Source organism: Pseudomonas sp. NPDC090208 (assembly GCF_044746785.1).
In the GTDB taxonomy this organism is placed as follows: domain Bacteria; phylum Pseudomonadota; class Gammaproteobacteria; order Pseudomonadales; family Pseudomonadaceae; genus Aquipseudomonas.
Map to the genome: position 1 here is coordinate 62,730 of NZ_JBIVCU010000004.1, position 12,172 is coordinate 74,901.

Annotated in this window: 11 protein-coding genes; 7 read left to right on the plus strand and 4 right to left on the minus strand. The window is 60.4% G+C overall.

Annotated elements, in window-relative coordinates:
• Positions 1 to 81: 81 nt before the first annotated feature.
• Positions 82 to 723 carry a glutathione S-transferase family protein gene (locus ACIPL0_RS08550; protein WP_400599004.1) on the plus strand — a complete coding sequence of 214 codons (642 nt, stop codon included), beginning with the start codon at positions 82 to 84 and terminating at the stop codon, positions 721 to 723.
• A gap of 118 nt (positions 724 to 841) precedes the next feature.
• On the plus strand, positions 842 to 1,003 hold the full coding sequence (locus tag ACIPL0_RS08555) for a hypothetical protein (RefSeq protein ID WP_400599006.1): 162 nt from the start codon (positions 842 to 844) through the stop codon (positions 1,001 to 1,003).
• 25 nt (positions 1,004 to 1,028) lie between these two features.
• Here ACIPL0_RS08555 and ACIPL0_RS08560 read toward each other — a convergent pair whose 3' ends face one another.
• Together ACIPL0_RS08560 and ACIPL0_RS08565 are read right to left on the minus strand one after the other, a co-directional pair.
• On the minus strand, positions 1,029 to 1,991 hold the full coding sequence (locus ACIPL0_RS08560; protein ID WP_400599008.1) for a hypothetical protein: 963 nt from the start codon (positions 1,989 to 1,991) through the stop codon (positions 1,029 to 1,031).
• 284 nt (positions 1,992 to 2,275) lie between these two features.
• Entirely contained in the window at positions 2,276 to 3,019 is a 744-nt protein-coding gene (locus tag ACIPL0_RS08565; protein ID WP_400599010.1) for an SDR family oxidoreductase, read from the minus strand.
• Between the two features lie 124 nt (positions 3,020 to 3,143).
• Here ACIPL0_RS08565 and ACIPL0_RS08570 point away from each other — a divergent pair, with 124 nt between their 5' ends.
• On the plus strand, positions 3,144 to 4,073 hold the full coding sequence (locus ACIPL0_RS08570; protein ID WP_400599012.1) for a LysR substrate-binding domain-containing protein: 930 nt from the start codon (positions 3,144 to 3,146) through the stop codon (positions 4,071 to 4,073).
• Between the two features lie 12 nt (positions 4,074 to 4,085).
• On the opposite strand, the gene ACIPL0_RS08575 is transcribed toward ACIPL0_RS08570, so the two are convergent.
• The gene (locus ACIPL0_RS08575; protein ID WP_400599014.1) at positions 4,086 to 4,250 is read right to left on the minus strand and encodes a hypothetical protein; all 165 of its coding nucleotides are present in this window, start codon (positions 4,248 to 4,250) and stop codon (positions 4,086 to 4,088) included.
• A 449-nt stretch (positions 4,251 to 4,699) separates the two neighbouring features.
• On the opposite strand from ACIPL0_RS08575, the gene ACIPL0_RS08580 reads away from it, so the two are divergent.
• Complete coding sequence (locus ACIPL0_RS08580) at positions 4,700 to 8,179, plus strand: response regulator (protein WP_400599016.1); 3,480 nt, start codon at positions 4,700 to 4,702, stop codon at positions 8,177 to 8,179.
• Between the two features lie 57 nt (positions 8,180 to 8,236).
• Here ACIPL0_RS08580 and ACIPL0_RS08585 read toward each other — a convergent pair whose 3' ends face one another.
• Positions 8,237 to 9,331: a GNAT family N-acetyltransferase/peptidase C39 family protein gene (locus ACIPL0_RS08585; RefSeq protein WP_400599017.1), complete on the minus strand. Its 1,095-nt coding sequence runs from the start codon at positions 9,329 to 9,331 to the stop codon at positions 8,237 to 8,239.
• Positions 9,332 to 9,425: 94 nt separating this feature from the next.
• Here ACIPL0_RS08585 and ACIPL0_RS08590 point away from each other — a divergent pair, with 94 nt between their 5' ends.
• From ACIPL0_RS08590 to ACIPL0_RS08600, 3 genes are read left to right on the plus strand one after another with little or no spacing between them, the layout of a single operon-like run.
• Positions 9,426 to 11,006, plus strand: a complete 1,581-nt coding sequence (locus ACIPL0_RS08590) for a RimK family protein (RefSeq protein ID WP_400599019.1) — start codon at positions 9,426 to 9,428, stop codon at positions 11,004 to 11,006.
• Positions 11,007 to 11,009: 3 nt separating this feature from the next.
• Entirely contained in the window at positions 11,010 to 11,921 is a 912-nt protein-coding gene (locus tag ACIPL0_RS08595; protein WP_400599021.1) for a magnesium transporter CorA family protein, read from the plus strand.
• A gap of 51 nt (positions 11,922 to 11,972) precedes the next feature.
• A complete protein-coding gene (locus ACIPL0_RS08600; RefSeq protein ID WP_400599023.1) occupies positions 11,973 to 12,143 on the plus strand; it encodes a hypothetical protein in 171 nt (56 codons plus the stop codon).
• Positions 12,144 to 12,172: the final 29 nt, after the last annotated feature.

Consider the following 12,172-nt stretch of genomic DNA (forward strand, 5'->3'; position numbering starts at 1 on the left):
TTGTTTTTCATGCCGAGAACAGACTGTGCTCACCGACCCGATACACGGGTCTGAACACACCCACTTCGAGGTAGCCCAGCCATGAAACTCTACATTGCCAACCAGACCTGTTCTCAAGCCGTTCAGATCATCGCCAACGAACTCGGCCTCGACCTCGAACTGGTGCATTTCGACGTGTTCGGCAAAAGCACATCCAACGGCGACAACTTCGCGCAGATCAACCCGCTGCTCTACGTCCCGGCGCTGGTGCTGGACAACGATCGGCAAGACATCCTCTCCGAGACCATCGTCGTTACGTCGTACCTGGCGGACCAACACCCACAGGCCGGTCTGATCCCTGCGCACGGCACGCTGGATCGTGTGAAGTTCGATCAATTGCTGACCTTCATCGCCACCGAAATCGCCCAGAAGCACATCCCGCTGATGCGCAAACTGCTGACCGAAGACGGCACCGCATGGACCCGCGCCAAGCTGGTCAATGCCTACGCCGCGCTGGACGCCCGCCTGGCCGACGGCCGCGCCTACCTGACCGGCGACACCTTCACCGTCGCCGACGCTTACGTGTTCGGTACCTGGTGGCATGAACGCTCCGGCGCAAAGATCGAGCACCTGCAACACCTGATGGCCTATAAGGCGCGTCTCGATGCATTGCCATCGGTTCAAAAAGCGCTGAAAGAAGAGGCAGCGTTGTTCGCCGCACATTCCGAAACAATCCCTGCATAACGGCACTCAGTACAAAAAAGGGGGTGCCTCGACACCGGGCAGATACATCGTCCGTGTCGACTTCAAACCCGGCGTGGCCTCGCTCAAACACTCCCACGCCGGCGTCGAAGTGGCTCATGTGAACAGCGGCACCTTCCAGTACCCGCTTGAGGGTCAGCCAACTGTCACGCTCAAGGCCGGTGATTCGCATGTCGCCACAAACATCGGCACGACCACAGGTTCTGAGCTCGCGAGGTACATCGTGCAGAAAGACCTGCCGCTGGTGACGGTCGAGAAATAGTCGCCGTACCTCAGCATGGGCGCGGTTACCTGCTTGCCTGTTCGAGTTCCGCGACACCCTCGCCCGACACCTTCTGTATCGCACACGCGAAGTTATGCATCGAATGGTTGGCCACGGCAGTTCCTCCGCTCAGCAGGCTGTAACGCACGCCTCTGATCGTAGGGTCGATTGACGACGGTTTGACAAACAGGCTGGTGAACGAGCGCAGGAGTGCAAGGATCTCGCCACGCTCGTAAATCCTGTCGATGGACAACCCTTTGACGTTTTCCTTTCGGATATCGGCATCCACACTGTAATACCCGGTGACCGGCGACGGATCGAAGGCGTAGACATGCGTCAGTTTCAACGGCGTCGACAAGGGCAGCGCATAAGCGAATTGCTGCGCCAGTCCACCACCGAGCGAATGCCCGGTGGAGATCAAGCGGGCGCCCTTCAACCACTGCCCATGCTCTGATCGCGAGCGGTCTGCAAGTTCTTTGACGAAACCCGGGGCAAAGTCCTTGACCAGACGGGTGTATTCGTCGTCGATCTTGAACGTTACCCAGCGAAGATTGGATCGCCAGTCATAGTTATTGGTGAAGTCAGTGCCGCCAAAGGTCACGACGACCCGCTTCGACTCCACCTGCTCCCAGACCTCGGCGCGCAGGTGGATTTCCCGCATCTGTCTGTCCAGTTCGCCACCGGGAGCCGGGAAGTTTTTCCAGCGTTGCCACTTGTGGGCTGCCAGCACCTTGTCGGCACTGGTGGCGGTGCAAATGTCCTTCGATTCGCCGTCGGCGGCGTGAGCGTAGGCCACATCGGCCAGCCAGGCATATTCCCAATGCTTTACCGCTTCCCCGGCGGCAGGAAACGGGGTGCCTAACACTCGCTCCCCCGCTTCCCGAACGACCACCTCGTCGTGCGTCTGGTTGAACGCCGCGCAGCCACTCAGCATTATCGGGATCAGTACTGACCGACCAAACATACAAAAACGGTGAGTTGCCATCATGTTCTATCCCTGCCGATGGTCAAAAGAAGTCCAGCCATTCCCTGCTGTCGATGCAGATTGCTACGAAGTATGGACAACCCGATGACAGGCCTGGCGATGAAAGTTTTATCGCTGCCGCAGGTTCAGTGACACTCTTTCGACGACCCTATTTTGACGCCCTGATTGCTGACGAAATTCGCTCGCCTCGCGCTGAGCGCTGACCGCCAAAATGGACAATGGGGACGCCAGCCACGCTGGAGTCCCCATCGTTTACAGCGCAGAGAGTGGTCTGCAAACCCGCGGTATCAGGCGGCGAAGCCACCGTCGATCAACAGATCGGCGCCGGTCACGAAGGCCGCTTCAGGGCCTGCCAGGTAGGCCACCATGGCCGCGATTTCATCGGCCTTGGCGTGGCGACGCAGGGCCATCAGATCGTGCAGGCTGGCACCGAACTCGCTGTTTTCCGGGTTCATGTCGGTGTCGACAGGGCCGGGAGCGACGTTGTTGACGGTGATGCCGCGTGGGCCCAGGTCGCGGGCCAGGCCTTTGGCCAGACCGATCAGCGCCGATTTGCTCATCGCGTAGGTCGCACCGCCGGCAAACGGCATGCGCTGGCCGTTGGTGCTGCCGATGTTGATGATGCGCCCGCCTTCCTGCATGTGCCGGGCTGCCGCTTTCGAGGCCACGAACACCGAGCGGACGTTGACCGCCAGGGTGTGGTCGAAGTTTTCCAGCGTGTAATCCTGCAAGTGACCGACGATCAACACGCCAGCGCTGTTGACCAGGATGTCCAGACGGCCAAAACGCTCGGCGACGCTGTCGATCGCCTGGGTCAGGCTGGTCGCGTCGGCAGCATCGGCCTTGATCGCGATGGCCTGACCGCCGCTGGCGTTGATGTCTTCGACCAACGCTTCGGCGGCGATGGCCGATGCGAAGTAGCCGATGGCGACCGTTGCGCCTTCACGGGCCAGGCGGCGCGCGGTGGCGGCGCCGATGCCGCGGGAACCACCGTTGATGAAAGCGACTTTACCGTTGAGTGGAGTGCTCATGATGTTTTCCTTTCGGTGTGTGATGCGGTGTGTGGAGTTGGTGAGCCCATCTTCGTCGCCTGCATCTGGTCGCGGTAGTCGTTAAACTGAGCATTCAGTTTCAACCAAAGGTAAAAGGTGAGCCATGCTGACTGAACTGAGCAGTTACCTGGATGCATTCATTTCCGCTGCCGACGAGGGCAGTTTTTCGGCCGCCGCACGCCGCATGGGGCTGACGCCGGCCGCCGTGAGCAAAAGCGTGGGGCAACTGGAAGCGCGGGTGGGTGTGCGTCTGTTTCAGCGCAGCACGCGCAGGCTGGCGCTGACCTCCGATGGCGAGCGCCTGTACGCACAGGTGCGCCTGCCCTGGGGCGAGATCGGCGATGCCCTGACCGACTTGCGCCAGGGCGCAGGCAAACCGGCCGGAACGCTGAAGGTGTCGCTGGCCTACACCCTCGGTCGCGAATATTTCGTGCCGATGATGGCCGAGTTCGTGCGCCGTTATCCGGACGTGGTGCCCGATCTGCATTTCGATAACCGTCAGGTCGACCTGATCGCCGACGGTTTCGACGTTGCCATCGGCGGCGGTATTGAGTTGACCAACGCGCTGATCGCCCGTGAGCTGGCGCGCTTGCGCATTGTGCTGGTCGCGTCGCCGGCCTACCTGCAGCAGTACCCCGCCCCGACACATCCCTCGGAGTTGACGCGTCACCGTGGGCTGCTGCGGCGCTTGCTGAGTTCCGGGCGACTGGCGCCCTGGGCCCTGAAAAACGACGCAGGAGAGGAAGTGGTGGCCGGCGTACGCCCGGTCATGGTGCTCGACGACCCGGAAGCGATTGCCCGCGCCGCCGCCAGCGGCATGGGCATCGCCTTTCTTCCGCTGCCCCATGTCCTGCCGTTTCTGCAGCGCGGGGAGCTGGTGCGCGTGCTGCCTGACTGGTCGGCCTACGCGCTGCCGCTGTCGATCTATTACACCAGCCGCAAACTGGTGCCGGCCAAGGTGAAGGTGTTCGTGGAATACATCGTCGAGGCGTTTCGTGCCAGCGGCCATCCGCTGTTGTTTCAACAGGGGTGAACGGGGTGGAGCCTATGACGGGCTCAACTGGCGGATTTCCTCGGCGCTCAAGCGAAACTCCGAGGCATCGCCCACCTGCTCCAGCACGAAGTCGATGAACTTCCTCGCCCGCCTGGGCATGTCCCGTGACGCGTAATACATGAACACGCCGTAGTGCTCGTGGATGTGCTCGCGCAACAGCGGTATCAGCCGGCCACTGCGCACATGACTGACGGCGTTGTGGATGGCTCAACGCAAACCTTGCCAAGCGCGGCCATGAGCTATCTTTATGACACCACGGCCCCCGCGCCCTGGCGTGCAGCGCCTGCGCAACGCACGCGAATGTGTTGAAGATCTGCTAACCGTCATGGAGGTCAGTTGAATGAAGTCTCAACGCTATGCACACACTCTCCTTCAGTCCGTTGCCTATCCGACGGGCAAGAAATGGACGCCTCAACAGCCTGCCAGGGTCAGCGCCTTGAACAGCACCCGCTGATACATCCTGATCGCTGCCAATGACTGACCACGGTACGCATGCCGAGGTCGGAGTGGCTGTGGCTGTCGATTGATGCCTTCAGGATCTCATACCCCTTAACGCCAGAAGAGGCGATGGTTGCCATGTGGCCGTCTCCTCGTCCAGGACTTCAATGATGATTTCAAGTGCCATTGATGAACGCAGCTTTCGCAAGATATTGCGCCGAAATGTCATCACTCCATTGCTGCTTGGCGTGGTCGCCGCTGCACTGTTTGTGACGCTGGTCACTTATCTGCTGAACCGTATCGAATGGGTCGAGCACACCGATCGCGTCATCAACAATTCCCACGAAACGCAGAAACTGGCCGTCGATATGGAAGCCGGCGTTCGTGGTTATTTACTCTCGGGTGACGACCGTTATCTGGATATCTACGAACTGGCGCGGGTCAAGGTGCCGGCCGGTATCAAAGGGCTGCAGGCGCTGGTAGCGGACAACCCCATACAGGCTGACCGGCTGGCACGTATCTCGGCATTGCAATCGGCCTGGGCCGAGCGAGCCCAGCGGATCATCGAAATAAAGCGAAATAACGGCGATTTCGAAAGCATCATGCGCCAGGGCAAAGGCAAGCGACTGAGCGATGAAATGCGCACCGAATTCGCTGAATTCATCTATATGGAGCAGAGTCTGCGAATTCAGCGAACCGAAATGGTTCAACGCACCACCATCATCACCATGAGCGTGTTCATCCTGTTCACGCTGGCAGCCAATATCCTGCTGGCGCTGTTGGGTCGACGCGAACTGACGCGATTGTCCAACTCGTACACGACCATTCTCAATGCACAAATCCAGAGCACGGCCAGGCTGGAGCACGCTGCCTGGCTCAAGGAAGGCCAGAGCAATGCGGCGCAACGCGTGCTGGGCGAGCTGTCACTTGAAGCCGTGGGGCGCAATACGCTGCAATTCTTTGCCGAGTTTCTGGGTGCGGTGGTGGCGGCCTTCTATGTACGCCAGGCGCATGGCGGCTTTACCCGCGTGGCTTCTTACGGGTTTTCCCAGGAGCAGGAGGCGCTTGATCAGCACTTCAAGCCTGAAGAAGGACTGGTGGGCCAGGTGGCCGGAAACAACAGCCCGATCGCACTCGATGACCTCCCCGACGACTATCTGAAGGTCAACTCGGGGCTGGGCGACGGCAAACCCGCCAGCGTGCTGATCGCCCCCATCGTGAACGACGACGGCGTCAACGGTGTGGTCGAGTTGGGCTTTCTGCGGCCGCTGACGCCCCGGGACATGGAATTGTTGAATGCCGTCAGCCACGACATCGGCATCTCGATAGAGGCTGCACGATACCGGCAAAGGATTCAGGAAATCCTCGCAGAAACACAGCAGCTCAATGAGGAGTTGCAAGTCCAGCAGGAAGAACTGCGCACCTCCAACGAAGAGCTGGAGGAACAGTCACGGGTACTCAAGGAGTCGCAAGCCTCGCTGGAAATCCAGCAGGTCGAACTTGAACAGGTCAATAAGCAGCTCACCGATCAAAGCAGTGAGCTGTCCCGCCAACGCGACACGCTGGACAAGAACAATGCGGATCTGAAACTGGCTCAGGTGGAGCTTGAGGCCCGGGCTCTGGAATTGCAGAGCGCCAGCCGGTACAAATCCGAATTTCTCGCCAACATGTCGCACGAACTGCGCACCCCGCTGAACAGCGCCCTGATTCTTTCAAAGCTGCTGGCCGAAAACTCGGGGCACAACCTGACGACCGAACAAGTCAGTTTTGCCGAATCGATTTATTCGGCGGGCAACGACCTCTTGCGCCTCATCAATGATGTCCTTGATATCGCCAAGGTCGAAGCCGGAAGATTCGAGCTGTTTCCCGAAGGTTTCAGCGTCGAGCGCTTGCTGGATAACCTGAAAAACACCTTCCAGCCCGTTGCACTGGAAAAGCAGCTGCAATTCTCCATCGACGTGCAGGAAGGCACGGCGTTGTCACTTCACACTGACCGGCAACGCCTGGAACAAGTCCTCAAGAATCTGCTGGCCAACGCCATCAAGTTCACCGAAGCGGGCAGTGTTCAACTGAGCGTCGCCAATGCGCCCGGCGACAAGATGGTGTTCCGCGTAACCGATTCGGGGATCGGCATCGAAGCTGACCAGATCGAGAGCATATTCGAAGCGTTCCACCAAGCCGATGGCTCCATCAGTCGACGCTATGGCGGCACCGGCCTGGGCTTGTCGATCTCCCGGCGTCTGGCCAATCTGCTGGGCGGCAACATCTCGGTGACGAGTTCGCCGGGCCATGGCAGTACGTTCACGCTGGAAATACCGGCTGTTTTCAGTGAGGGAACGCAGACGCTGGAACCCCTGCCGATGGCGTTGCCTTCGTTGTCCGTCGCGCCAATACCTGCCGCCGTGCAGGTCATCCCTGTCATCCCCGACTTCGATGATGATCGCCACCTGGCCTCTCTGGGTGACCGGGTCATTCTGATCATCGAAGATGACCCGGCGTTTGCCCGCGTACTGTTCGATCTGGCTCACGAACAGGGTTACGGATGCCTGGTCGCCCATGGCGCAGACGAAGGATTCGAACTGGCATGCCGCTTCACCCCACACGCCATCCTGTTGGACATGCACTTGCCGGATCATTCCGGTCTGACCGTTTTGCAGCGGCTCAAGGACATGTCTTCCACCCGGCACATTCCGGTCCATGTGATTTCCGTCGAGGAACGGCAGGAAACAGCGATGCACATGGGCGCGGTGGGCTACGCCGTCAAACCCGCTTCACTGGTTCAGCTTCGGGAGGTGTTTGCCAGCCTTGAAGAACGGCTCGCGCAAAAGGTCAAACGCATACTGCTGGTGGAGGACGATGCCCGCCAACGCGAAAGCGTGGTGCGTCTGATCAGCGACGACGACGTCGATATCACGGCGGTGGAAAGCGGTCAGGAGGCGCTTGCGCTGCTGCGCGAATGCCTGTTCGATTGCATGATCATTGACCTCAGGCTCCCGGACATGACCGGCAATGAGCTGCTTAAAATCATGGCCACCGAGGAGATTTCGTCTTATCCGCCGGTCATTGTGTACACAGGTCGCAACCTGACCCGCGACGAAGAAGCGGACCTGCTGAAGTATTCTCGCACCATCATCATCAAAGGCGCCCGCTCGCCCGAACGCCTGCTCGACGAAGTGACGCTGTTCCTGCACAAGGTGGAAAAAAACCTGTCCAGCGAACGGCAGAAAATGCTCAGCGCCGCGCGCAATCGGGACCGTATTTTCGAGGGGCGCACCATCTTGGTGGTCGATGACGACATTCGCAATATCTTCGCCCTGACCAGTGCGCTTGAACACAAGGGCGCTCTGGTTGAAGTCGCCCGGAACGGGCTTGAGGCGCTCGAAAAACTCGGAGCCAAACCGGACATCGACCTTGTGCTGATGGACATCATGATGCCCGGTATGGACGGCTATGAGGCGACCCGGCAAATCCGCCAGAACGCCCTCTGGCGCAAGTTGCCGGTCATTGCCGTGACCGCCAAGGCGATGAAGAACGATCAGGAGCGCTGCCTCGCGGCCGGGGCGAATGACTACCTCGCCAAACCCGTCGATCTGGAGCGGCTGTTCTCCCTGATGCGTATCTGGATGCCCAAGATCGAGCTGGCCTGACGCCGCTCTGCCCTGGGCACCGTCTGACGCATGGCTCTGCGCATGGCTCACCACTGTTCAGCGAGCCCGCAACATGACCGCCGCGCGAACCCGCTGGCGGCCGAACACCGTCATGCGCAGAAACTCGGCATGGCTCACCGGCAGGTGCTGACAGTCGAGGCTGCGCTTGTGCCGGCTGTGATCGACATCGGGATCGTGCAGGTAGACAAAGTCTTCGTCGCAGCCGGTGATCAGCACCCAGTGCGGCGCTTTGAGGCGGGTGAAGCGGTAGCTGCTGATCAGCACCACCGGTTTGAAACCAGCGGCCAGTGCGGCGCGAATGTCCAGCGCGGGCGCCTGAACCTGCTCCACACCGGTGGCTGCCAGGTCCTGAGCGAAGCCCTCCTCGACCAGCGTCATGACGGCTTTCTTCTCCGGATTGCGGACACCGTCCAGAAAAAGCGAACCTGCCTGACTGACCTCCAGACGCACCGCAAAACCTCGTCGCCACGCGGCCAACGCCAAGCCTTGCGGACTGCAGCCGCCGTGTCCGGCGGTCATGAAAATCGTGGTCGCCTCACGCCACAACTGGATCTCTTCAAAGCGGCTCATCGAGCGATTCGGGTCTATTGCGGCCATGGCCATCAGCAGGCAGGCAGCGCCGCAGGTGAACTCGGTGGTCTGCGGGTAATACGGCACCTGCCGGGCAGGCGGTGGCGCGTTGCGCAGAATGCGTTTCTCGTAACGCAGCGCTTCGGCGTGATCTTCGTAGTAGTCCTCGACGATGGCGAAGCGCTGATAACCGTTGGCCTCGTACAGGCTGATGGCCGCCGGGTTATCCGCGCGCACTTCCAGCCGCAGCCATGCGCAATTGCGCGCAAGGGCACAGTTCCGGGCTTCGTCCAGCAACCTCTGCCCCAGGCCATGGCCGCGAAACGAGCGGCTGACAGCAATCGAATACAGACGCGCCAGCGAAGTGCCCCGATGAAACAGCAACAGGGCATAGCCGGCGAGTTTTCCGGCGGACGTGGCGACCATCAGGCAGGCATTGGCCCGGCTGACCATCCAGTGAAAGTTGCGCTGGCTCAAGCGGTCGAGGGTGAAACATTCCTGCTCAAGCGCGACCAGATCGTCGATATCGTCCACCGACGCAAAGCGGAAATCAAAAAGCATGGCACCACCGTAAAGAATGAGTAACGAGCCGGGACAGGCCGAATGGCCCGTGATTTATTGAAGCGGCGTCTTCTTCAACAGGGATCGATTACTCATGTCAGCGGTGCAAGCCAACGTGAACGAAGTATTGGATAAATCCGAACGTTCCACAATCACCCTCAGCGAGGAACCTCCCAGCAGCAAGCCCTCCGGCAGCCGCTTGCTGATCCTCGTCGAGCGCAAGGAAGACTGGGCCGATTACCTGCCCAGCGAGAGCCTGATGCTCGCTCAGGACTACCTGGAGCACAGCGACGATTTCCCCCATCGCACACAAGTCATCAACCTGTGCCGCCACTACAAATACCTCGGCCAGGGCTACTACTGCTCGTTGCTCGCCGAAGCCCGCGGGCACAAGGTTTTCCCGTCGGTGCGCACCGTCAGCGAGCTGGCCCGCAAAGCGCTGTACGGGGTTGGCCTGGACGACCTCGAACGCACACTGGAACGGGCGCTGGCCAACCACCCCTATGGCGAAACCGAAGCGTTCACGCTGTCGTTGTATTTCGGCAAGGCGTCCATTGCCTCGCTGCAAGAGATCGGCCGCCAGCTGTTCGAAGCCTTCCCCTGCCCGATCCTGCTGGTGGAATTTCGTCGTGGCGACACCTGGCAGATCGCCGGGATCAAGGCCGGCGCCTTGCACAAACTGCGCGATGAACAGCAGCACGTCTTCGCCGACGCGCTCGATGCCTTCAACCGTCGCACCTGGCGCCAGCCCGCGTCCAAACGGGTGGCCCGATACGATCTGGCGATCCTGCACGATCCGCAGGAAGCCCTGCCGCCGTCCAACCCGCTGGCGCTGGAGCGCTTTATCGAGGCAGGCAAACAACTGGGCATCGATGTCGAGCTGATCGAGAAAAAGGATTACGCGCGCCTGGCCGAATTCGACGCGCTGTTCATCCGCGAAACCACGCGGGTCGATGACCACACCTATCGCTTCGCCAAAAAGGCGGAAAGCGAGGGGCTGGTGGTCATCGACGACCCCTCCTCCATTCTGCGCTGCACCAACAAGGTTTACTTGGCCGACCTCTTGAAGCGGCGTGGCCTGGGCATGCCGGCCACGGAGATTCTGTACAAGGATCGGCCTCAAGAGCTGGAGCAGGCAGGCCGTCGCCTGGGCTTTCCTCTGGTGCTGAAAATCCCCGACGGCTGCTTCTCGCGCGGCGTGATCAAGGTCGCCGATGCCCAGGCCCTGTCAACCGCGGCGCAGGAATTGTTCGAGCACTCTGTGCTGCTGCTTGCTCAGGAATATTGCTACACCGAATACGACTGGCGCGTGGGTGTACTCAACGGCGAGGCGCTGTATGCCTGCCAGTACTTCATGTCCAAGGGACACTGGCAAATCTACAACCACAAGGCCGTAGCAGGTGAAGTCAACGGCATGTGCCAGGCCGTGCCCGTCGATCAGGCCCCGCCCGACGTGGTGAAGCTTGCGGTGGACACCGCTCGCCTGATCGGTGACGGCCTCTACGGCGTCGATCTGAAGCAGGCCGGTGATCGCGTGCTGGTCATCGAGGTCAACGACAACCCCAACCTGGATGCGGGTATCGAGGACGCGGTGCTGGGCGACGAACTGTACCGCCGCGTGCTGCAAGCGTTCACGCAACGGCTCGAACTCAAGCATCGCGGCCAGGCGTGGTGACCGATGATCGAAGGTTACGGCATTCAGTCCGGCGCGCTGCGCGAGACGCTGCAAGACAAGGCCTGTGTATGGCTGTGCGTGGCACCGGACGCAGAGGAACAACAGCTATTGCAGGGACGTCTGGGCATCGGCGCCCAGGCGTTGGAGTCATCGCTGGACCCGGACGAAGTCGCCCGGATCGAAATCAACCCCGATCACCTGTTCCTGATCTGGAAGCGCCCGGAGAGCTTCGACGGCCGGGCATTCAACGTATCGTCGTTTGGCGTGATGTTGAGCGAGCAACGTCTGGTGGTGATTTGCGCGAGCAATTCATTACTGTCCAGCCTGGCCGCTGAATCGAACCTGCAGGGGCCGCTGGACGTGTTGATGGCCCTGCTGGCAGAAAGCGTTCATCACTACCTCGGCCACCTGAGAGTGGTCAAACAGGTGGCTCGCGAACTTCAGCAGCAATTCACCCGGACCCTGGACAACCAGCAGCTGGCGCAGATGTACAACCTGAGCGAAAGCCTCGTGTACTACGTCAACGCGATCCAGAGCAACGGCACGGTGCTGACCCTGCTGCGCAGCCATGGGCAGCGGCATGGTTTCAGCGCGGGCCAGCTCGATGCGCTGAACGACCTGATCATCGAAAACGAACAGAGCTACCAGCAGGCCCGAATTCACGCCCAGGTCTTCGCCAACCTCATCGAGTCTCGCGGCAACCTCGCCAACAACGGCATGAACCTGGCCCTGCGCAAGCTCACGTTGATCAACGTGGTCTTTCTGCCGCTGAACCTGATTGCCGGCATCGGCGGGATGTCCGAGTTCAGCATGATGACCGCCGGGACGCCGTGGTGGTTGTCGTTTCCGGCCCTGATCGTGGGCATGGCCTTGCTTGGCGCCGTGATGGTCGTTGGCCTGCGACGAATGGCCTGATGCCCCTCCTCTCTTCGATTTCCTAACGTGCGTGTTTCGCAGGAGTGAACGATGCAAGCTTCAGATGTGGGATTGTTGATGCTGGTAGTGATCGCTGTGTTGGGCACCCTGATCAGCCTGTTCGACCACCGCGCCCAGCTGGGGGCAACGGCGCCGGATCCAGTGATTGAAAAGCCGCCTCGTTCTTCGGAAATGCCATTGGCAGAGCGTGAGTCGAATTGAGCAGTGCTGGGCGCGCGCGGCGATCACCA

What these genes read in the sequence shown, in the direction of transcription:
- ACIPL0_RS08550 (WP_400599004.1), top strand. Translation starts at nt 82, where the DNA reads ATGAAACTCTACATTGCCAACCAGACCTGTTCTCAAGCCGTTCAGATC.
- ACIPL0_RS08560 (WP_400599008.1), bottom strand. Translation starts at nt 1,991, where the DNA reads ATGATGGCAACTCACCGTTTTTGTATGTTTGGTCGGTCAGTACTGATC.
- ACIPL0_RS08565 (WP_400599010.1), bottom strand. Translation starts at nt 3,019, where the DNA reads ATGAGCACTCCACTCAACGGTAAAGTCGCTTTCATCAACGGTGGTTCC.
- ACIPL0_RS08570 (WP_400599012.1), top strand. Translation starts at nt 3,144, where the DNA reads ATGCTGACTGAACTGAGCAGTTACCTGGATGCATTCATTTCCGCTGCC.
- ACIPL0_RS08580 (WP_400599016.1), top strand. Translation starts at nt 4,700, where the DNA reads ATGATGATTTCAAGTGCCATTGATGAACGCAGCTTTCGCAAGATATTG.
- ACIPL0_RS08585 (WP_400599017.1), bottom strand. Translation starts at nt 9,331, where the DNA reads ATGCTTTTTGATTTCCGCTTTGCGTCGGTGGACGATATCGACGATCTG.
- ACIPL0_RS08590 (WP_400599019.1), top strand. Translation starts at nt 9,426, where the DNA reads ATGTCAGCGGTGCAAGCCAACGTGAACGAAGTATTGGATAAATCCGAA.
- ACIPL0_RS08595 (WP_400599021.1), top strand. Translation starts at nt 11,010, where the DNA reads ATGATCGAAGGTTACGGCATTCAGTCCGGCGCGCTGCGCGAGACGCTG.
- ACIPL0_RS08600 (WP_400599023.1), top strand. Translation starts at nt 11,973, where the DNA reads ATGCAAGCTTCAGATGTGGGATTGTTGATGCTGGTAGTGATCGCTGTG.